Source organism: Streptomyces sp. NPDC027189 (assembly GCF_055566975.1).
This window is the reverse complement of sequence record NZ_JBVHRI010000001.1, coordinates 760,528-780,019: the sequence shown is the minus strand read 5'-3', so window position 1 is coordinate 780,019 and position 19,492 is coordinate 760,528. Positions and strand designations below refer to the sequence as shown.

Annotated in this window: 14 protein-coding genes and 1 riboswitch; of the genes, 7 read left to right on the top strand and 7 right to left on the bottom strand. The window is 71.2% G+C overall.

The features are described 5' to 3' along the window. Positions 1 to 25: 25 nt before the first annotated feature. Positions 26 to 1,090: a C40 family peptidase gene (locus ACZ4RZ_RS03510; RefSeq protein WP_467741575.1), complete on the bottom strand. Its 1,065-nt coding sequence runs from the start codon at positions 1,088 to 1,090 to the stop codon at positions 26 to 28. Between the two features lie 396 nt (positions 1,091 to 1,486). On the opposite strand from ACZ4RZ_RS03510, the gene ACZ4RZ_RS03505 reads away from it, so the two are divergent. Beyond that, positions 1,487 to 1,840, top strand: a complete 354-nt coding sequence (locus ACZ4RZ_RS03505; RefSeq protein ID WP_467741573.1) for a hypothetical protein — start codon at positions 1,487 to 1,489, stop codon at positions 1,838 to 1,840. Here ACZ4RZ_RS03505 and ACZ4RZ_RS03500 read toward each other — a convergent pair. Further along, the gene (locus tag ACZ4RZ_RS03500; protein ID WP_467741571.1) at positions 1,818 to 2,834 is read right to left on the bottom strand and encodes a tellurite resistance/C4-dicarboxylate transporter family protein; all 1,017 of its coding nucleotides are present in this window, start codon (positions 2,832 to 2,834) and stop codon (positions 1,818 to 1,820) included. The genes ACZ4RZ_RS03505 and ACZ4RZ_RS03500 overlap by 23 nt on opposite strands. Positions 2,835 to 3,033: 199 nt before the next feature. Beyond that, on the bottom strand, positions 3,034 to 4,227 hold the full coding sequence (locus ACZ4RZ_RS03495) for a C40 family peptidase (protein ID WP_467741569.1): 1,194 nt from the start codon (positions 4,225 to 4,227) through the stop codon (positions 3,034 to 3,036). Between the two features lie 8 nt (positions 4,228 to 4,235). Continuing rightward, positions 4,236 to 4,408, bottom strand: a riboswitch (cyclic di-AMP (ydaO/yuaA leader). Between the two features lie 181 nt (positions 4,409 to 4,589). Here ACZ4RZ_RS03495 and ACZ4RZ_RS03490 point away from each other — a divergent pair. Together ACZ4RZ_RS03490 and pcrA are read left to right on the top strand one after the other, a co-directional pair. Next, entirely contained in the window at positions 4,590 to 4,739 is a 150-nt protein-coding gene (locus ACZ4RZ_RS03490; protein WP_467741567.1) for a hypothetical protein, read from the top strand. Positions 4,740 to 4,925: 186 nt separating this feature from the next. Then, positions 4,926 to 7,418, top strand: a complete 2,493-nt coding sequence (gene pcrA, locus ACZ4RZ_RS03485; RefSeq protein WP_467741565.1) for a DNA helicase PcrA — start codon at positions 4,926 to 4,928, stop codon at positions 7,416 to 7,418. Positions 7,419 to 7,457: 39 nt separating this feature from the next. Here pcrA and ACZ4RZ_RS03480 read toward each other — a convergent pair whose 3' ends face one another. Both ACZ4RZ_RS03480 and ACZ4RZ_RS03475 read right to left on the bottom strand, forming a co-directional pair. Beyond that, positions 7,458 to 9,056 carry a M23 family metallopeptidase gene (locus ACZ4RZ_RS03480; RefSeq protein WP_467741563.1) on the bottom strand — a complete coding sequence of 533 codons (1,599 nt, stop codon included), beginning with the start codon at positions 9,054 to 9,056 and terminating at the stop codon, positions 7,458 to 7,460. 210 nt (positions 9,057 to 9,266) lie between these two features. Further along, entirely contained in the window at positions 9,267 to 10,127 is an 861-nt protein-coding gene (locus tag ACZ4RZ_RS03475; RefSeq protein WP_467741561.1) for an esterase/lipase family protein, read from the bottom strand. A gap of 636 nt (positions 10,128 to 10,763) precedes the next feature. Between ACZ4RZ_RS03475 and ACZ4RZ_RS03470 the strand changes: the two genes are divergently transcribed. Further along, positions 10,764 to 11,180, top strand: a complete 417-nt coding sequence (locus tag ACZ4RZ_RS03470; protein ID WP_467741559.1) for a cobalamin B12-binding domain-containing protein — start codon at positions 10,764 to 10,766, stop codon at positions 11,178 to 11,180. A gap of 168 nt (positions 11,181 to 11,348) precedes the next feature. On the opposite strand, the gene ACZ4RZ_RS03465 is transcribed toward ACZ4RZ_RS03470, so the two are convergent. Together ACZ4RZ_RS03465 and ACZ4RZ_RS03460 are read right to left on the bottom strand one after the other, a co-directional pair. Beyond that, the gene (locus tag ACZ4RZ_RS03465) at positions 11,349 to 12,971 is read right to left on the bottom strand and encodes a DUF5691 domain-containing protein (protein ID WP_467741557.1); all 1,623 of its coding nucleotides are present in this window, start codon (positions 12,969 to 12,971) and stop codon (positions 11,349 to 11,351) included. Between the two features lie 76 nt (positions 12,972 to 13,047). After that, positions 13,048 to 14,406 (bottom strand): SWIM zinc finger family protein, encoded by a 1,359-nt coding sequence (locus tag ACZ4RZ_RS03460; protein ID WP_467741555.1) that lies wholly within the window; start codon positions 14,404 to 14,406, stop codon positions 13,048 to 13,050. Between the two features lie 133 nt (positions 14,407 to 14,539). Here ACZ4RZ_RS03460 and ACZ4RZ_RS03455 point away from each other — a divergent pair, with 133 nt between their 5' ends. Genes ACZ4RZ_RS03455 through ACZ4RZ_RS03445 form a run of 3 tightly spaced genes read left to right on the top strand, consistent with a single transcriptional unit; the run spans position 14,540 to position 19,373 of the window. Beyond that, entirely contained in the window at positions 14,540 to 15,694 is a 1,155-nt protein-coding gene (locus ACZ4RZ_RS03455) for an ATP-binding protein (protein ID WP_467741553.1), read from the top strand. Then, the gene (locus tag ACZ4RZ_RS03450; RefSeq protein ID WP_467741551.1) at positions 15,691 to 18,135 is read left to right on the top strand and encodes a DUF5682 family protein; all 2,445 of its coding nucleotides are present in this window, start codon (positions 15,691 to 15,693) and stop codon (positions 18,133 to 18,135) included. Before ACZ4RZ_RS03455 ends, ACZ4RZ_RS03450 begins: the two co-directional genes overlap by 4 nt. Next, a complete protein-coding gene (locus tag ACZ4RZ_RS03445) occupies positions 18,132 to 19,373 on the top strand; it encodes a VWA domain-containing protein (RefSeq protein WP_467741549.1) in 1,242 nt (413 codons plus the stop codon). Before ACZ4RZ_RS03450 ends, ACZ4RZ_RS03445 begins: the two co-directional genes overlap by 4 nt. Positions 19,374 to 19,492 lie beyond the last annotated feature (119 nt).

Here is a 19,492-nt window from a genome sequence, read left to right as displayed (position 1 = left end):
CGCGGGTCACCTGAAGGCCCCCGGGTCACACCACCCGAGTGGCGCCCGCGAACGGCATCTCGTCGATCGGAGCCACCCGCACCGGAGCCGTCGGGTTCGGTGCGTGGATCATCATGCCGTTGCCCACGTAGATGCCCACATGGCTGATGCCCGAGTAGAAGAACACCAGGTCGCCGGGGAGGAGTTCGGAGCGTGAGACGCGCCGGCCGGCATTGATCTGCGCATAGGTCGTGCGTGGCAGGGAGATGCCCGCAGAGCGGTACGCGGCCTGGGCGAGGCCGGAGCAGTCGAAGGCGTCGGGGCCTGTGGCCCCCCAGACGTAGGGGCTGCCGAGCTTCTGGTAGGCGTACGAGACGGCTGCCGCCGCACGGGAGTTGGGGGCGGCGGCGGTGCTGGACGGTGGCATCGGGCCCAGGTCGCGGGCCGCGGAGCGTGAGGCGTGCTGCCCGGCGCCACCGGTTTCGCCGAGCTGTGCCCGCTGATCGGGGCCGAGCTGTGAGAGCAGCCGCCGTGCCGCGTCGAGTTTCCCGTTGATCGTCTTCTTGTGCCGCTTCAGCTCGGCCTGCCGCGACTTGAGCGAGGAGAGCTCGACGTGCGCGGCGCCGCGCAACTGCTCGATCTCCCGCAGCTGTTTGCGTACGCTCGCGACGGCCGCCGCCTGCCGGCTGCCGGCCCGCTCGGCGAACGCGGCCCCCTCCAGGTACCGGTCGGGATCGTCGGAGAGCGCCAGTTGCAGCGCGGGGTCGAGGCCGCCGCTGCGGTACTGCGCCGCGGCTATCGAACCCAGCGTGTCCCGCGCCGAGTTGAGCCGGTCCTCCTTGCGCGCCGCCTCGTCGCGCAGCGCATTGAGCCGCTCCTCCGCCTTGTCGGCCTTCTCCTTGGCACCGTTGTACTTCTCGGTGGCGACCTCCGCCTCCTCGTACAACTTGTCGACCTTGGCCTTCACCTGCGTCGGAGACAGCTGCGGATCGGCATGCCCGGTCCCGTCGAAGCCGGTCGCCGTCGCCGCGCCCGCGAGCGCAATCGTGGCGGCTGCGCGGGCCGTGTTTCCGCCGAGCGAGCGCTGACTGGGCTTGCGGTGCGCTGCCACGAGGGCCCACATCCTTCCGTGCGACCGCGAGGGGAGCGCGGTCAGGCGGTGACACGTCCGGCGGCGGCCCACACAGGGGGAGCGGGCCGCCGCCGGACCTTCTCGGCGGGGGTGGCCGACGGCCGCCCCTGGCCTGGGCGGCGGTGGGGAGCCGGTCACCTGGTGGAGGACGCTAAACCTGGGGTGAGGGGTTGGTGACGCCATGTACGGAACTGGCGGCACTGGATCGCCCAGTGACCGTATGTGACCGTGATCCCCGCCCTGCGCCGCCGACTTCACGCAGTGCGATGACCGATGCGGCGAATCCGGGACAACCGGGGGTGCTCCGGTGCTACGGGTTACAAGGGGTGGCCCGGTGACAATAAGGACTGGGGCGTCCGATTAGGCTCCGGCCTCATGGACGTACTCATCCATCTCTTCGTCGGCCTGCACATCATCGGCATCGCCGCGCTCCTCGGCGGCTTCCTCACCCAGATGAAGGCGATGGGCCAGGGCACCGCCCGCTTCGTCCCGGCGATGCTGCACGGCGCGCTGACCATGCTGGTCACCGGCGTCGTCCTGGTTGGCCTCAACCAGGCCGACGACAATCCGGTCAACAACATCAAGATCGGCGTGAAGCTGGCCCTGCTGATCGTGATCCTGGGGCTCGTCTATGTGAAGCGGGACGACGAGAAGGTGGACAAGGGCCTCTTCGGGCTCGTCGGTCTGCTGACCACCGCGAACATCTTCATCGCGGTGCTCTGGACCTGAGCGGGCCGCTCGGCCTGTTCGATCCGGTATGGCCGTGCGTTCCGGCCGTGATCATCGCGTGGACCGCTCCCGCCGCGACGGCCAGCCACACCGCCACCGAGATCCACAGCAGCACCTGCCCGGGCCCCTTGAGCCAGGAGACGCCGAGGGCGGTCGCGGCCGACAGAGACGCCACCGCCGTCATCCCCATCGGGAAGACGGTCGCCCAGCGGCGCGCGTCGTAGCGGAGCCTCGGCCACCCCAGCTCCGCGACGGCGAGGACGCAGTAGGAGGCGAAGGCGAGCACGAGGAGCGCGACGGTCACGGTGCGCAGGACGTCGCTGTCGTCGTCGTTCCACAAGTACGGGTTCACGTGATGCGCGGCGATGAGCGTGGCCCCGGCCAGCGCCGAGATGGCGAGCGCGCCGCCCGCGACCCAGTGGTCCCCGGAGCTCCGGACCACCTCCCGGACGTCGAAGTGCGTGAACGCCACTCCGTAGAGCACGATCCCCAGCCAGAACAGCACCAGCCCGGCGTGCGCGAGCCACTCCGGGCCCACGGCCGCGGCGAGCGTGGCGCACAGCACCGAGAGTCCCTGCGTGGCCACACACACCAGGAACACCCCTCCCGGCATACGGCGCTTCCAGTGCCGTGCGACGACGAGGAGCAGCACCGGCCACAGCACGGCCGACAGCGCGAGCAGGGCCTCGGCCGGCTCCTGCCACCCCAGCGCGGACAGCCGGGTCCCCAGCACGGTCGTCGCCGCGACGGCGGTGAGCCCGGGAGGCGTGCAAGCCTCCTTTACCCACCGCGCGCGCTCCCACAGAAGGCGTACGACGAAGTCCGCGGCGAGCGCGAGCCAGGCGACGCAGGTCAGGGCCAGCGCGATACGGGACAGGGTCTCGTAGCCGGTCAGGTGCAGCCCGATCGAGACGATGCCGGTGGCCATGACGGCGGCACCGGCGGCGGGCGGCCGCTGCGCCCACCAGGCGCGGAGCTGGGAGATGGCTGGCATGCGCCTGATGCTAGGGATCTTCGGACGAGTTGCCCGCGGGGCACGCGCGCGTGGAGCGTGAAAACGCGGGGGCACGCGCGGGTGGAGCACGAAAACGCCGGGCACGCGCGTGAGGCACAAAAACGCGGGGCACCCGCGCGTGGAGCACGATCTGCCCCACGCGCGCGTGCCCCGCACAATGCGTTGCTCGCGGAACGGCTTACGCCGGGCGCACCACGCTGTGGATCGCCGACGTGCCGTCGTAGTAGATCGACTCCTCGCGGACGTACGCCCCCGGCTTGGGCGCGTGGATCATCATCCCGTTGCCGATGTACAGGCCGACGTGGCTGACATCGTCATAGAAGAAGACCAGGTCACCGGGCTGGGCGTCGGACAGGGAGACGGTCGTGCCGGCGTTCACCTGGTCGTAGGTGACGCGCGGCAGGGAGACGCCGGCGGCCTTCCAGGCAGCCTGGGTGAAACCCGAGCAGTCGTACGAGTCCGGGCCGGTCGCCCCCCAGACGTACGGCTTGCCGATCTGCGCGCGGGCGAACGCGAGCGCCTTCGCCGCCTTCGTCGCGTACGAGGAGTCGGTGGTCGTGGTGCCCGAGCCGGTCGTGGTGCCCGAGCCGGTCGTGGTGTCCGACGAGCCGGTCGTCGTGCTCGACGAGGACTCCTGCTGGGCCGCCTTCTTCGCGGCCTCGGCGGCGGCCTGCTGCTGCGCCAGCTCCGCCGCCTTGCGCGCGGCCTCCTGCTGCTTCTTCTTCTCGATCGCCGCGAGCCGCGCCTTCTCCTCGGCGGTCAGCTTCGAGAGCAGTTCGCGGGCCTCGGTGAGCTTGTGCTGAACGTCGGCCTTGGACGTCTTGAGCGCGTTCTGCGAGCTGGTCAGCGTCTCCAGACTCTTGGCGGCCTCCGCGCGCTTCTTGGTGGTGGCGGCCTGATCGGTGATGTAGTCGTCGACCGCCGCCTTCTGGCGGGTGGTCAGACGGCTCATCAGCTGGGTCTGGTCGAAGTAGTCCTGCGGGTTGTCGGCGAGCAGGAGGGTCGCGGTGTTGGGGGCGGCGGCCCCGGTGCGGTACTGCGCCGCCGCGAACGAACCGAGCTCCTCACGCGCGGTGTTGAGCTTGTCGGTGCGCTGGGCGACGTCGTCGAGGAGGGTGTCGACCTGCTTGCGCTGCTTGGAGGTCTTCTCCTTGGCCGCGTTGTACTTGTCGGTGGCCGTCTCGGCCTGGTGGTAGAGGTCGTTGACCTTCTTCTCGACCTCTTCGAGGCTCGGCCTGGGTTCGGCCGAGGGTGCGGCGTTCGCCGTCTGGGAGAGCAGGGCGACGGAGGTGAGAGCCGCCGTCGCGAGGGCGGGGGTCCGTATGCCTGCTACGCGCGTGCCCGTAGGACGCCATTTGCGATGCGACGCCAAGAGAGGCGACTCCTTCCGTCATCCGCCTACCGAGTTAGCTGTCGGGTTCGGGCGGGTGGATCCGGAAGGTTTGCCCTACGGTCCTTGCCCCACAGGGCAGTTGGACCGATTCACCCCAAGGTCGGTTGGGTCCCCGGCTCCGGCTGCCGCAGGGGCGCACCGGATTGAGCGGAGGCCGCACGGCCCGGCGTCGTTCGCCGGTGGGTGTCGAGCGGCCTGCCCGGCACGCTAGCCAACTCATGTGGCTTCTGTGAAGTTTGATGTGCGATATGCCCGATACATTTTCGTGACCTTGACCCTGAGCGTCACCCTGGGCAGTTAATCCGGAAAGATCTATGGCGAGTTGTCCGGAAGGCGGCGACATGTGCCTCGTTATCGGCATCGCGGTGGCGATCGCCAAGGTCTTCCGGGGCGACGGCTCCGCGCTCCCCGACGGCCGCAAGATCGTCGCCGGTGCGGCGAGTGGCGACCTGGTGCCCGTCTCCCCTCAGGGCGTGTACGTGCCGGCCTGATCGATCGCCGACCGCGACGGGATGATTCCGTAGGGTGAGAAGACGCCGGGCGGCCGACTCCGGAAGATCCTCGGCTTCCGAGCCGTGTCAAGAGGCCCGGTCGAGCTCTGATCCGTGTCACGAGATCCGATCGAGTTTTCAGGGTGGCGGCGGGGTGTCAGTGAGGCCGCCTAGACTCGGAGAGCGATGAGCAGCCTCTTTGATGACAGCTTCCTGGCGGACCTCAAGCCCACCCGGGCCCACGAGGAAGAGCCCCCGCCGCCGCCCGAGGACGATCACGTACCGGAGCCCGTTCCGGACGATCTGTTCGGCGGGAAGTTCGACGTGCCGCCGGACCGGGACGCGTACTACCGCGACGGCGCGCACCGGCCCGCCGTGGACTCCGCGGCGCTGCTGGACGGGCTGAACGAGAACCAGCGCGCGGCCGTGGTGCACTCCGGCTCCCCGCTGCTCATCGTGGCCGGCGCGGGCTCCGGCAAGACCCGCGTGCTCACCCACCGGATCGCCTATCTGCTGGCCGAGCGGAATGTCCACCCCGGCCAGATCCTCGCGATCACCTTCACCAACAAGGCCGCGGGCGAGATGAAGGAGCGCGTCGAGCACCTCGTCGGCCCGCGCGCGGGCGCGATGTGGGTAATGACCTTCCACAGCGCGTGTGTGCGGATTCTGCGCCGCGAGAGCAAGAAGCTCGGCTTCACCTCCTCCTTCTCGATCTACGACGCCGCCGACTCCAAGCGTCTTATGGCGCTCGTCTGCCGTGATCTCGACCTCGACCCCAAGCGCTTCCCGCCGAAGTCGTTCAGCGCCAAGATCTCGAACCTGAAGAACGAGCTGATCGACGAGGAGGACTTCGCGGCCCAGGCCACCGACGGCTTCGAGAAGACCCTCGCTCAGGCGTACGCGATGTATCAGTCGCGTCTGCGCGAGGCCAACGCGCTCGACTTCGACGACCTGATCATGACGACGGTCAACCTGCTGCGCGCCTTCCCGGACGTCGCCGAGCACTACCGCCGCCGCTTCCGCCACGTCATGGTGGACGAGTACCAGGACACCAACCACGCGCAGTACGCGCTGGTGCGGGAGCTCGTCGGCCCGGCGCGCGGTACCCGCGCCGAGGACGAGCCGCCCCGCGAGGACAACCTCGGCCCCGCCGAGCTGTGCGTCGTGGGTGACGCCGACCAGTCGATCTACGCCTTCCGTGGCGCGACCATCCGCAACATCCTCCAGTTCGAGGAGGACTACACGGACGCGACGACGATCCTGCTCGAACAGAACTACCGCTCCACGCAGACCATCCTGTCCGCCGCCAACGCGGTCATCGAGCGCAATGAATCCCGCCGCCCCAAGAACCTGTGGACCAACGCGGGCGCGGGTTCGAACATCACGGGCTATGTCGCCGACACCGAGCACGACGAGGCGCAGTTCGTCGCCGACGAGATAGACCGTCTCACCGACGCGGGCGAGGCCAAGGCGGGCGACGTCGCGGTCTTCTACCGTACGAACGCGCAGTCCCGTGTCTTCGAAGAGGTCTTCATCCGCGTCGGCCTGCCCTACAAGGTCGTCGGCGGCGTCCGCTTCTATGAGCGCAAGGAGGTCCGTGACGTCCTGGCGTACCTCAGGGTGCTGTCCAACCCCGAGGACTCGGTCCCGCTGCGCCGCATCCTCAACGTCCCCAAGCGCGGCATCGGCGAGCGCGCGGAAGCGATGATCGACGCGCTCTCGCAGCGCGAGAAGATCAGCTTCCCGCAGGCCCTGCGTCGCGTCGACGAGGCGTACGGGATGGCGGCGCGCTCGACGAACGCGGTCAAGCGGTTCAACACGCTCATGGAAGACCTCCGCACGATCGTCGAGTCGGGCGCCGGCCCGGCCACGGTCCTGGAGGCGGTCCTCGAGCGCACCGGCTATCTGGCCGAGCTGCAGGCCTCCACCGACCCGCAGGACGAGACCCGTATCGAGAACCTCCAGGAACTCGCCGCCGTGGCCCTGGAGTTCGAGCAGGAGGCGGGTGAGGGCGAGGCCGCGGGCGGGCTCTCCGACTTCCTGGAGCGGGTCGCGCTCGTCGCCGACTCCGACCAGATCCCCGACGAGGAGGACGGCAACGGCGTCATCACGCTGATGACGCTGCACACCGCCAAGGGCCTCGAATTCCCCGTGGTCTTCCTGACCGGCATGGAGGACGGCGTCTTCCCGCACATGCGTGCGCTGGGACAGGTGAAGGAGCTCGAGGAAGAGCGGCGCCTGGCCTACGTCGGCATCACGCGCGCGCGGGAGCGGCTGTATCTCACCCGGTCGTCCATGCGCAGCGCGTGGGGGCAGCCCTCGTACAACCCGCCGTCCCGCTTCCTGGAGGAGATCCCGGACGCGCACCTGGAGTGGAAGCGCACGGGCGCGACGGCTCCCGTGTCGTCGGGTCCGGTCTCGGGTGTCGCGGCGTCGCTGTCGTCCTCGCGGTCGCGGTCCGCGGCTTCCGGTGCCTCCGGGTTCGCGACGCGCCGCGGTGTCTCCGAGAAGCCGGTCGTCTCGCTGGCGGTCGGGGACCGGGTCACCCACGACCAGTTCGGTCTCGGGACCGTCGTCGGCGTGAAGGGGACGGGCGCGAACGCGGAGGCGACGATCGACTTCGGCGAGGCGAAGCCGAAGCGCTTGCTGCTGCGGTACGCGCCGGTGGAGAAGCTGTAGCCGGTACGGGGGTGCTGGGGCCCGGCGGACGGTTGCGTCTTACGTCGGGTCCAGGCCGTGGCTGCGCAGCCACGGCAGCGGGTCGATCGCCGAACCACCGGCAGGGCGGACCTCGAAGTGCAGGTGCGGACCCGTGGAGTTGCCGGAGTTCCCGGAGAACGCGATCGGGTCACCGGCCTTCACAGTGGTGCCCGAGGCGACCTGGTAGCTGGAGAGGTGGCAGTACCACGTCTCCGTGCCGTCCTTCGCGGTGACGATCGCCATGTTCCCGTACGCGCTGTTCCACTGCGTGCGGACGGTGCCGTCGGTCGCGGCCATCACGGTCGTACCGTAAGAGACCGGGAAGTCGATGCCCGTGTGCACGGACATCCAGTTGATGCCGGCCTGACCGAAGTAGGCGCTGAGCCCCTTCTGCGTCACCGGGAGCACGAACTTCGGGCGCAGCCGCTCCTTGCGGGCCGCCTCCTCCGCCGCCTTCTTCTTCTGGGCTTCCTGCTCGGCCTTGAGGTCGATACGTTCCTGCGTCCGGCTGGCCCGGTCGGCGAAGTCGTCGGCGCCCGCGGACAGACTCTGGAGCTGGGTGTCCAGCTTGTTGTTGGCGGTGGACGGCTTCACCGAGGTCGCGTCGGCCGCGCTGGCCGTCGTGTCCTTGCTGTCGTCCCCGCCGATGCTGCCCACGGAGGCGGCGGCGATCCCCGCGACCCCCATCACACAGGCCGAGGGCACCGCGACGGTCAGCAGAGCGGAACGTTTCGCGGGACTGCGGCGACGGGAGCGGGAACCGGCCCGCGACGCGGCGCGGGGGGCCGGGATGATCTCTTCCATGTCGTCGAGCAGCGGCGTCTCGTACTCTTCACCGCTGTCGTCCGCGGTCTCGAACTCGTCCTCATCGGCGGCGGGTTGCTCGTACGAGGCGTGCTCGAAGGCGGCGGTCGCCTGCTGGTCGAAGGGCTCGTGCTGCTGCTCGTACGATTCGGGCTGTGCGTGCTGCTGCTCGTACGACTCGGGCTGTGCGTGCTGCTGCTCGTACGAGTCCGGCTGCGGGTGGTGCTGTTCGTACGCGTCGGGCTGCGGATGCTCGTACGCCTGGTACGTGTCGTGGCCGGCGGCGGTGTTCCACTGCGTGGCGTCGTACGCGCCCGTGTTCTGGGCCGGGATGCTCCACTGCCGGGTCCCATCGAGCGGCTGCTCGGGCTGGAGCCAGGCGGTCGCGTCCCACTGGCCAGAGGCTTCGGGGCCCGGATGCTGCGCGGGGATGTCGGCGAGCTGCTGGTAACCGGCCGCCCAGGTGGTCGTCGCGTAGCTGCCGGTGTCGTACGCGGCCTGGTGCTGCGCGGCGTACGGGTCGTAGTTCAGCGTCTGGTGACTGCCGGTGTTCCACTGTGTGGCGTCGTACGAACCGGTGCTGTTGCCCGGCATGTCGCCGAAGAGGGGATCGGTCGCGAAGCTCGCGGTCGCGTAGGCGCCGGTACCCGTGCCGGTGGCGCCGGTGTCAAAACCGGTGGCGGAGTAGCCGTCGTACGTGGTGAAGTCGCCGTACTGGGCTTCCTGCCCGCCGTACGGCGCGTAGAGCGCCGAGGCGGCATCGGAAGCCGGGGCCGGGGGAGTTACGGTCCCCGACGGGTGACGGTCGTTCACCAACTTCTCTTTCGCCTCGACAACAGGGGCTGGCAGAGCAGTGCGGTGACTGTACCCGGCGGTACGCGGGCGCGACAATCTTCGGCAGGTTTCCCGCTCGCAGGAAACGGGCATTCGGCCGTGTTTCGGGGAAGTGTGGGCACGGCCTTGGCCTGGCGTTCGATGAATGTTCGAAGTCGCGGGGGTGTCGGGCGGCTGTGCGGCGGCTGTTTACGCCACTGTCAGCCCGTCCGTCTGGACCGCGGCGCCGACTCCTGTCTCCTCGATGTCGAGCGCCTGCCGTATCCCTGCCGCGACGGCGGGGTGCACGGGCAGGGCGAGATGACCGACGCCGCTCACGCGTACGTTCTGCGCGAGCAGGTCCGGGTGGTCGAGGCAGGCCGTCTCCAGCGGGTCCATCAGATGGTCGAGATCGCTCCAGAAACTGACGAAATGGGTGCGGCAGCCCGGTGCGGGCATGCGCAGCTCCTCGATCACCTGGGAGCCCGGGCGCATCTGGCGGACGATCGGGTGCGCGTTCATCAACGGGGCCACACGAGTGCCCGAGTGCGGGGTGCCGAGTGTGACCAGGGTGCGTACGTGGGTGTCGCCGCCCAGGCACTGCACGTAATAACGCGCGATCAGTCCGCCGAGGCTGTGCCCGACGATGTCCACCCGATCGTGGCCCGTGCGCTCGCAGATCTCCTCTATGTGCCGGCCGAGCAGCTCGGAGGCCGTGCGGATGTCGCACGTGAGCGGGGAGTAATTGAGCGACTCGACGTGCTGCCTGCCGTGCTGGGCGAGGTTGCGGCGCAGCAGGAGGAAGACCGAGCGGTTGTCTATGAAGCCGTGCAGCAGGACGACCGGGGGCTTGGCCTCGGTGGGCAGCCGGGCGGCGTCGGGCGAGGGAAGTGCGGGGGCGGTGCGGCGCTCCGCGGTGATGCCGGAGGGGTAGAGGAGGAGGTGTCCGGCGAGGATCGCGATCTCCAGAGCCGTCGCCTTCAGGAGAGCCACCGAGAGTCCTGCCAGTCGGCTCGGAAACAGGCGCTGGCAGAGGGGGAGAAAGGGCAACACTGCCCTGGTGACCTTCATGGCCGACCTCCAGTCGGCACGCGGCAGGACCACTCCGTCCCCCGTGTGCCCTCATGGACAGCCACGGTGGCGGTGACGGTGGTGACCGACGACGCGTGTGCGGCGTGTGAGGCGCCGATTACGCTACGGGGTGCCCTGCCGAGGGGGCGACGCGGCTCGAGGCCGTGGGCGGTGGCGCCCGGCGGCGGCCCGGAGTCGTCTTCGTCGTCCCGTCGTCCTTGTGCTGGCGTGGCTCCCCGCTGTCGTGGCCTCGCCGATGTGCCCCACCGTCACGGTGTCCCGCTGACGTCGCGGTGGTGAGGCCACCTGATCGCGGCTCTCCTTGCGCACGCTCCGGCCGTGGCCCGTGTGCCGCAGGTCCATGCGGCGCGTGTGCCGCGGGACGCGGAACGGTGCGCGGTGAACTTGTCCCAGTGTGTGATTTCCCCCTCGGTCTCCACCGCGAAACTGCCGGTTGCGGGATGCTGGGGATAACGTTCGTTCACTTCCCCGGCCGGTAAGGCCCGGGGTGCCCGTGCCGCACGGCGCATCCGGTGCGGTGAGCAGCGGAATGTGCGATATGTGTCGTAGTCGGTAGTCAAGCGTCATGTATCGGTAGTCGGTACAGGTTGATGTAGTCGGTTCATGGAGGCAGTGATGGGTGTGGCAGCCGGTCCGATCCGCGTGGTGGTGGCCAAGCCGGGGCTCGACGGCCACGATCGCGGGGCCAAGGTGATCGCGCGGGCACTGCGCGACGCCGGTATGGAGGTCATCTACACCGGGCTCCATCAGACCCCCGAGCAGATCGTCGACACCGCGATCCAGGAGGACGCCGACGCGATCGGCCTCTCGATCCTCTCCGGTGCCCACAACACGCTCTTCGCGGCCGTCATCAAGCTCCTCAAGGAGCGCGACGCGGAGGACATCAAGGTCTTCGGCGGCGGCATCATCCCCGAGGCGGACATCGCGCCCCTCAAGGAGAAGGGCGTCGCGGAGATCTTCACGCCGGGGGCGACGACGGCGTCGATCGTGGACTGGGTACGGGCGAATGTGAGGCAGCCGGCCGGGGCGTAGCGCGAGGCCTGGGGTTTTCGCCCCCTCCACCCCTGCCCGTCCCGTCCCTGGGGACTGCCGCCCCCAGACCCCCGCTACAAGTTTGCGCAGTTCCCCGCGCCCCCTTCAGGAGCGCGGGGAACTGCGCGACAGGCCCCCTCAGGCAGGGGCGGAGGGGGCGAAAACTCCTCATGGCACCGCAAGCTCCGACGCCATGGCCGCGCGCAGGCGCAGCGTGGTGACGAGGCGCTGGAACGCCTCGGCCCAGTAACCTCCGGCCCCCGGCGCCGCGTTCTCCGACTCGTCGGGAACCGAGGTGAGCCCATCGAGCCGCACAGCCTCCGCCGGGTCGAGACACCGCTCGGCCAGCCCCATCACCCCACTGAAGCTCCACGGATAACTCCCGGCGTCCCGCGCGATATTGAGCGCGTCCACCACCGCCCGCCCCAAGGCCCCCGACCAGGGCACCGCGCACACCCCGAGCAGCTGAAACGCCTCGGACAACCCGTGCGTACCGATGAACCCCGCCACCCACTCGGCCCGCTCACCGACCCCCAATGTGGCGAGCAGCTTGGACCGCTCGGCCAGTGACACCGCCCCCGGCCCCCCGGCCTCCGGCGCGGAGGGCGCCCCGAGGAGCGCCCTGGACCACCCGGGATCACGCTGGCGCACAGCCGCCCGGCACCACGCGGCATGCAGCTCCGCCCGCCAGTCGTCGGCCACGGGCAGCGCCACGATCTCCTCCGCGGTACGCCCCCCGAACCGCTCCGGCCATGTCCCGAGCGGCGCCGCCTCGACCAACTGGCCCAGCCACCAAGACCGTTCGCCCCGTCCGGCCGGAGCCTTCGGCACTACGCCGTCCCGCTCCATGCCCGCGTCGCACTCGTGCGGCGCCTCGACCACGATCGTGGGCGTGCCCCCCGTACGGTCGACGGAGACGCACGAACCGGCCCGGGCCGCCATCCGTGCCGCGAGCGCGGAACCCGGCAGCGCGGACAGCAGCTCCGCCGCCGTCGCCCGTACGTTGCGGCTCCGGTCGGCCAGCGCTCGCTCCAGGAACGGCTCGTCGTCCGGGCGCAGCCCCGATCGCAGCGAGTCGAGGAACATCAGCCGGTCCTCGGCCCGCTCCGTCGCCCATGTAGTGGCCAGCAACTCACGTGCGGCGGCGGGGTCCTTGGCCCGTATCGCCGAAAGCAGCGCGACCCGCTCGGCGAACAATCCCTCCTGCCACAGCTGTTGTACGCGCTCGGCCTCCTCCGGGCCGGGCAGCGCGCCGCCGCCGCCCGGTGAGGAGCGCAGCGCGAACCGCCACTCCTGGTTCAGCCGCGCCAGCCAGAGTGCCCGGGGCCCGGCGAAGGCCAGGGCCGCGGGTCGCAGATCGGTGCGTCCGCGGGCCGCGTCGAGGAGCGCGGGCAGGGCCTCCGGGGGCGCCGCGAATCCGCGCGCGTTCGCCAGGGTGAGCCACTGGGGCAGCAGCTCCATCAGGTCCGGTGCCGTCCCTCTGCGGCCACCGCCTCCGGTGCCGGGCCGGTCCGCCAGCAGCATCGCCAGCCTGCGGGCCGCGGCGGGCGGCAGGGCCGGACGGGGGTCCCGCGCCGCGGGCTCCGGCCGGGCCGCCGCCCGCGCCGGCCGCACTCCGGCCCGTCGCCGCAACGTCTCCACGGCGGCCGCGTCCAACAACGCCACTGGCGCCTCCCGCCCCGGCGCCCATCCCGGAGGAGTACGCCGCTCGGTCCCGAGCAACGCCACTGTGACGAGCTCCTCCCAGGAACCACCGGCGGGCGCGCCCGCCGAGGCCGAGGTCGTGTTCATGAGCGTCCTTTCCGTACGGAGATCGTCGGGCTGGTCGGTGTGGTCAATGCGGGCGGGGTCACCGCGGTCGGAGCCATCAGCACAGCGGTACCGCGTCCCCCGCGCCCTGCTCCGCCCAGGCCGTCAGCGGAGTGAAGCCGCGGTGGCCGCATTCGCCGAAGACCGTGACGGGGGCACCGCCGGAGAGGGCGACGAGACGCCACAGGTCGGGACGGGACCGGGCGGTGGGGGTGAGGGGCAGGGCCAAGTCACCGTTCGCGTCGGCGAGTTGCCAGGAGTCGCCGTCCGGGGTGGGGACGACGCGGTCCAGGGTGACCGGGCAGGAGTCCAGCCACGGGTCGGCCCGCAGCGCCTCTCCGTAGCGGGCGGTCGCCTGGGACGTGGTCAGCCCGGGTGGTCGTATCGCCGTGGGTGCGGGAGGCGTGAACCGCTCGCCCAGCGCGGCCCGTAGCTGTCCGGCGCCCGGATACGCGGACACCTCCGCCTCGAAAGCCAGCCCCACGGGCAACCCCAGCTCCGGTGCGCGGCCCGCCGCCCCGTAGGAAAGGAGCAGGACCGTGCGGCCGGACTCAGCGCCGTGCAGCCAGATCCTGCGCGTCGTGAGGCGGGCGTCCGCCGTGTCGTACTGGGCGAGGACCAGCCAGCGGTCCCGCACCGGCGGGTCGTCCGCCGAACCGGAAATCCCCACCCGTGAGCGAACCGTCGCGGCAAGGCCGTCCGGCAGCCGCTCGCGCCGCAGCCAGCCCTGGTCGAGAAGGTGGAGCAGCGCGCACTCCTCAAGGAGCCGCACCGGCCAGCCCGGACCGGACGCCGGGATCGTCCCCAACTCCCTTACCCGCGCGGCCAGACCGGGTGCCTGCGCGTCGACCATCCGGGCCGCCGTCTCCTCCCACAGTCCGTACCCCGTCTGCTCGGCGGAAGCGAGGCCGCCGCGCAGCAGGTCGGCCAGCCGCTGCTCCAACTCCGAGGCCCCCGCGGTGATCCGCTCGGCCCGCCGCTCCGCCCTGCGCCGAGCCGCCTCCGGATCACCCGGCGACGCGGCTCCAGATGCCCCGCCCGCCGTCCTCTTCTCCCGCGCGCGCTCTCTTCTTACCTCTGTCCACTGCTCCGCCCAGTCCGGTGCCTGTCCCCGCGGCACCGTGCCGTCCGCGCCCGCCCAGAGCAGCAGCAGCCCCAGCGCGTGCTTGCACGGGAACTTTCGGCTCGGACAACTGCACTGGTAAGCGGGCCCGGTGGAGTCCGCGATGTCGATGACCGTCCGATACGGCTTGCTGCCACTTCCCCTGCACAGTCCCCATACCGTCCCCTCGTCAGAACTGCCCGCCTCCGACCACGGCCCGGCCGAGCCGAGTTCGCTTCCCGCCCTGCGTGACGCGGCATCAGGCGCCAGTGCCAGCACCTGATCCGCCGTCCAGCGCACCGCCTGCTGAGTCATGCCATCGAAGGTAGATCCCGCCACTGACAATCGGCGCTCGCGAGTGCATTTGCGCAGGTCAGCGCCGATTGTCAGTGGCGTGGTGCACGGTGGAACCAGATCCGAACCGGCCGAGCTTGAGGGGGACCGAGTCATGTCCGTGTCCGTTGAACCGACGTCCGCTCCTATGCCTGCGGGAGAGCGCGAGGGAGCGACCGCGGGCGAGGCGGGCGAGGCGCTGCGGCCGCATGCCGAAGACGCCTTCGCCGCCGAACTCGTCGCGCTGGCCGCGCAGGACGACCGGCCCCGCCCGGCCCGCTGGCGGCTGTCGCCCTGGGCCGTGGCGACGTATCTGCTCGGCGGCACCCTGCCGGACGGCACGGTGATCACACCCAAGTACGTGGGCCCGCGCCGCATCGTCGAGGTCGCCGTCACCACGCTCGCCACCGATCGCGCCCTGCTCCTGCTCGGCGTGCCCGGCACCGCCAAGACCTGGGTGTCCGAGCACCTGGCCGCGGCGGTCAGCGGCGACTCCACCCTGCTCGTGCAGGGCACGGCCGGCACCCCGGAGGAGGCGATCCGATACGGCTGGAACTACGCGCAGCTGCTCGCGCACGGGCCGAGCCGGGACGCGCTGGTGCCGAGCCCTGTCATGCGGGCCATGGCCGAGGGCATGACCGCCCGTGTCGAGGAGCTGACCCGCATCCCGGCCGACGTACAGGACACGCTGATCACGATCCTGTCGGAAAAGACCCTGCCGATACCGGAGTTGGGCCAGGAGGTGCAGGCCGTCCGCGGCTTCAACCTGATCGCGACGGCCAACGACCGCGACCGCGGGGTCAATGAACTGTCCAGTGCGCTGCGCCGTCGCTTCAACACGGTGGTGCTGCCCCTGCCGGAGAGCGCCGACGCCGAGGTCGACATCGTCGCGCGCCGTGTCGACCAGATCGGCCGCTCCCTCGACCTGCCCGCCGTGCCCGACGGCATCGACGAGATCCGCCGCGTCGTCACCGTCTTCCGCGAGCTGCGCGACGGGGTCACTGCCGACGGGCGTACGAAGCTGAAGTCGCCCAGCGGCACGCTGTCCACCGCCGAGGCGATCTCCGTCGTCACGGGCGGCCTCGCTCTGGCCGCCCACTTCGGCGACGGCGTCCTGCGGGCGAGCGACGTCGCCGCCGGCATCCTCGGCGCCGTCGTCCGCGATCCGGCGGCCGACCGCGTCATCTGGCAGGAGTACCTGGAGGCGGTCGTCCGCGAGCGGGACGGCTGGAAGGACTTCTACCGGGCCTGCCGAGAGGTGAGCGCATGACGGTCTTCACCGGAGGGCCACTGCTGCTGGGGGTGCGGCATCACGGCCCCGGGTCGGCGCGGGCCGTGCGGGCCGCGTTGGAGGCGGCGGAGCCCCGGGTCGTGCTCATCGAGGGCCCTCCGGAGGCGGACGCGCTCATCCCGCTCGCCGCCGACAAGGAGATGCGACCCCCGGTCGCCCTCCTCGCGCACGTCGTGGACGAGCCCGGCCGTTCGGCCTTCTGGCCGCTGGCCGAGTTCTCACCGGAGTGGGTGGCGATCCGGTGGGCCCTGGAGAGCGGAGTACCGGCCCGCTTCATCGATCTCCCGGCGACCCACACGCTGGCATGGGGCAAAGAGGAGCTCGATCAGGAGGGGGACCCAGAGGATGCGCCGCCCGCCGATCCCGGCCAACCCGTCGAGGCGGCCGTGCGGATCGACCCCCTGGCCGTACTCGCCGAAACGGCCGGTTACGACGATCCCGAGCGCTGGTGGGAGGACGTGGTCGAGCACCGAAGCGGGGCCGGGAGCGATCCGTTCGCACCGTTCACCGTGCTCGAGGAGGCGATGGGGGCGCTGCGGGAGACGTACGGGGTCGGGGGACACGACCGCGACCTGGTGCGGGAGGCGTACATGCGGCTCCAGGTGCGCGCGGCGGAGCGGGAGTTCGGGGACGGCGTGGCCGTGGTGTGCGGGGCCTGGCATGTGCCCGCATTGCGGCAGAGGACCTCGGTCGGCGCGGACCGGGCGCTGCTCAAGGGGCTCCCCAAGGCGAAGGCCGACCTGACGTGGGTGCCGTGGACGTACCGCCGGCTGTCCCGGGTCAGTGGGTACGGCGCGGGCATCGACTCGCCGGGTTGGTACGGGCATCTGTTCAGCGCCCCCGACCGCCCGGTCGAGCGCTGGATGACCAAGGTGGCCCGGTTGCTGCGCGACGAGGACCGGATGATCTCGTCCGCGCACGTCATCGAAGCGGTGCGGCTTGCCGACACGCTCGCCGCGATGCGGGGCCGCCCGCTGCCGGGGCTGACCGAGACCACCGACGCCGTACGGGCCGTGATGTGCGAGGGCTCGGACGTGCCGCTGGCGCTTGTGCGGGACCGGCTCGTGGTCGGCGATGTGATGGGGGAGGTGCCGGAGTCGGCCCCCGCGGTCCCCCTGCAGCGCGACCTCGCGCGGCTCCAGCGGAGGCTGCGGCTCAAACCGGAGGCGCTGGAACGGGAATTGGAGCTCGACCTGCGCAAGGAGACCGACGCCGAGCGCAGCAGGCTGCTGCACCGGTTGCGGCTCCTCGGCGTCGAGTGGGGCGAGCCCACGGTGTCGCGGGGCAGCACGGGGACCTTCCGGGAGACCTGGCGGCTGCGCTGGGAGCCGGAGCTGTCGGTGCGGGTCGCGGAGGCCGGCGTGTGGGGCACGACGGTACTGGCCGCCGCGACGGCAAGGGCCGAGGCGGACGCCGTCGCCGCGCACGCGCTGGCCGATGTCACGGCACTCGCCGAGCGCTGCTTGCTGGCCGAACTCCCGGACGCGCTGCCCGTGGTGATGCGGGTCCTCGCCGACCGGGCCGCCCTCGACGCGGACGTCGGGCACCTTGCCCAGGCCCTGCCCGCCCTGGTCCGCTCGCTGCGCTACGGCGATGTGCGCGGCACGGACACCCACGCCCTCACCGACGTGGCGGCGGGCCTCGCCGAGCGGATCTTCGTCGGCCTCCCACCGGGCTGCGCGGCCCTCGACACCGAGGCCGCCGAGGAGATGCGGCGCCATGTGGACGCCGTGCACGGGGCCGTGGCGCTCCTGGGGGAGACGGCCGCGGCGTCAGCCGCCGACACGCCATCGCTCAGCGGTACCGCGCAGGATGCCCGTAGCGCACCGCCCTCCACCGGCATACGCGCCCGTTGGCACGCAGTGCTCCGGGTGCTGGCCGGGCGCGACAGCGTGCCGGGGGTGATTCGCGGACGGGCCGTACGACTGCTGCTGGACGAGGGGGAGTTGGCGCAGGACGAGGCCGCCCGGCTCATGGGGCTCGTGCTGTCGCCCGGGACGGCACCCGGGGACGCGGCCGCGTGGATCGAGGGCTTCGTCGGTGGCGGTTCCGGGGGCGGGATGCTGCTGGTGCACGACGAGCGGTTGCTCGGGCTGGTGGACGCATGGCTGACCGGAGTGCCGGCGGAGGCGTTCACCGATGTGCTGCCGTTGCTGCGGCGGACGTTCTCGGCGTACGAGGCCGGGGTGCGCAGGACGCTGGGCGAGCTGGTCCGGCGTGGGCCGGGAGCGCGCGGGAGCACGGCGGCCGCCGGCTCCGGGATTCCCGGGTTCGCCCCCGACCTCGACCCCGAGCGCGCGGAGGCCGTACTGCCGGTGTTGCGTCTGCTGCTCGGGCTGGGCGAATCGGACACCGGTGACGATCACGTCAGTGACGATCACGTCGGCGACGACAACGACCTTGTGGGGGTGGCCCGATGACCGCACCGGCGACCGTGAGCGAAGTGAACGACGCGACCGACGCAAGCGGCGCGGCCCGCGCGCCCCGCGCAGCCCGCGAGGCCGACGCGGCCGACGCGGCGGGAGAGCGGCTCCGGCGCTGGCGGCTCGTGCTCGGCGGGGAGGAAGCGGACGGCACCGGATGTGTGCTCGCCGGGCAGGACGCCGCGATGGACGGGGCGCTCACCGCGCTCTACGGGAAGGGGGGCAAGGCGCAGTCGGGGCGGGACCGTTCGGCGGGGCTCGGGGCGTCGGCGCCGTCGGTCGCGCGCTGGCTCGGGGACATACGGACGTACTTCCCCTCCTCCGTCGTCCAGGTCATGCAGCGTGACGCCATCGACCGGCTCGGGCTGTCCACCCTTCTGCTGGAGCCCGAGATGCTGGAGGCGGTGGAGGCCGACGTGCACTTGGTGGGCACCCTCCTCTCCCTCAACAAGGCCATGCCGGAGACGACGAAGGAGACGGCGCGGGCCGTGGTGCGCAAGGTCGTCGAGGATCTGGAGAAGCGGCTCGCCACCCGCACCCGGGCCACGCTCACCGGAGCGCTCGACCGCAGCGCCCGCATCACCCGCCCCCGCCACCACGACATCGACTGGAACCGCACGATCGCGGCGAACCTGAAGCACTACCTGCCCGAGCACCGCACGATCGTGCCCGAGCGGCTGATCGGCTACGGCCGGGCCTCGCAGTCCGTGAAGAAGGAGGTCATCCTCTGCATCGACCAGTCGGGGTCGATGGCGGCGTCCGTCGTCTACGCGTCCGTGTTCGGCGCCGTGCTCGCGTCGATGCGGTCCATCGCCACCCGGCTCGTCGTCTTCGACACGGCCGTCGTCGACCTCACCGACCAGCTCGACGACCCGGTCGACGTCCTCTTCGGCACTCAGCTCGGCGGCGGTACGGACATCAACAGGGCGCTCGCGTACTGCCAGTCGCAGATCACCCGGCCCGCCGAAACGGTGGTCGTGCTCATCAGCGACCTCTACGAAGGCGGCATACGCAACGAGATGCTGAAGCGGGTGGCGGCGATGAAGGCGTCGGGGGTGCAGTTCGTGACGCTGCTCGCGCTGTCCGACGAGGGGGCGCCCGCGTACGACCGGGAGCACGCGGCGGCGCTCGCGGCCCTCGACGCACCGGCGTTCGCCTGTACGCCCGACCTGTTTCCCGAGGTGATGGCGGCAGCGATCGAGAAGCGACCGCTGCCGATACCGGACACCAGGTGAGGGGAAAGGAAAATCCGGACATGAATACCCATCGGTAACAGGGGACTTGCGCAACCTCGGGAGTCCCGTGCGAGGATCGACGCGGCCTCAGAGCCTTCTCTTGCCTTCGTACGGGAGGA

Coding starts and splice junctions, on each gene's coding strand:
- ACZ4RZ_RS03505 (WP_467741573.1), top strand. CDS start 1,487: ATGGACGTACTCATCCATCTCTTCGTCGGCCTGCACATCATCGGCATC.
- ACZ4RZ_RS03500 (WP_467741571.1), bottom strand. CDS start 2,834: ATGCCAGCCATCTCCCAGCTCCGCGCCTGGTGGGCGCAGCGGCCGCCC.
- ACZ4RZ_RS03490 (WP_467741567.1), top strand. CDS start 4,590: ATGTGCCTCGTTATCGGCATCGCGGTGGCGATCGCCAAGGTCTTCCGG.
- pcrA (WP_467741565.1), top strand. CDS start 4,926: ATGAGCAGCCTCTTTGATGACAGCTTCCTGGCGGACCTCAAGCCCACC.
- ACZ4RZ_RS03475 (WP_467741561.1), bottom strand. CDS start 10,127: ATGAAGGTCACCAGGGCAGTGTTGCCCTTTCTCCCCCTCTGCCAGCGC.
- ACZ4RZ_RS03470 (WP_467741559.1), top strand. CDS start 10,764: ATGGGTGTGGCAGCCGGTCCGATCCGCGTGGTGGTGGCCAAGCCGGGG.
- ACZ4RZ_RS03465 (WP_467741557.1), bottom strand. CDS start 12,971: ATGAACACGACCTCGGCCTCGGCGGGCGCGCCCGCCGGTGGTTCCTGG.
- ACZ4RZ_RS03460 (WP_467741555.1), bottom strand. CDS start 14,406: ATGACTCAGCAGGCGGTGCGCTGGACGGCGGATCAGGTGCTGGCACTG.
- ACZ4RZ_RS03455 (WP_467741553.1), top strand. CDS start 14,540: ATGTCCGTGTCCGTTGAACCGACGTCCGCTCCTATGCCTGCGGGAGAG.
- ACZ4RZ_RS03450 (WP_467741551.1), top strand. CDS start 15,691: ATGACGGTCTTCACCGGAGGGCCACTGCTGCTGGGGGTGCGGCATCAC.
- ACZ4RZ_RS03445 (WP_467741549.1), top strand. CDS start 18,132: ATGACCGCACCGGCGACCGTGAGCGAAGTGAACGACGCGACCGACGCA.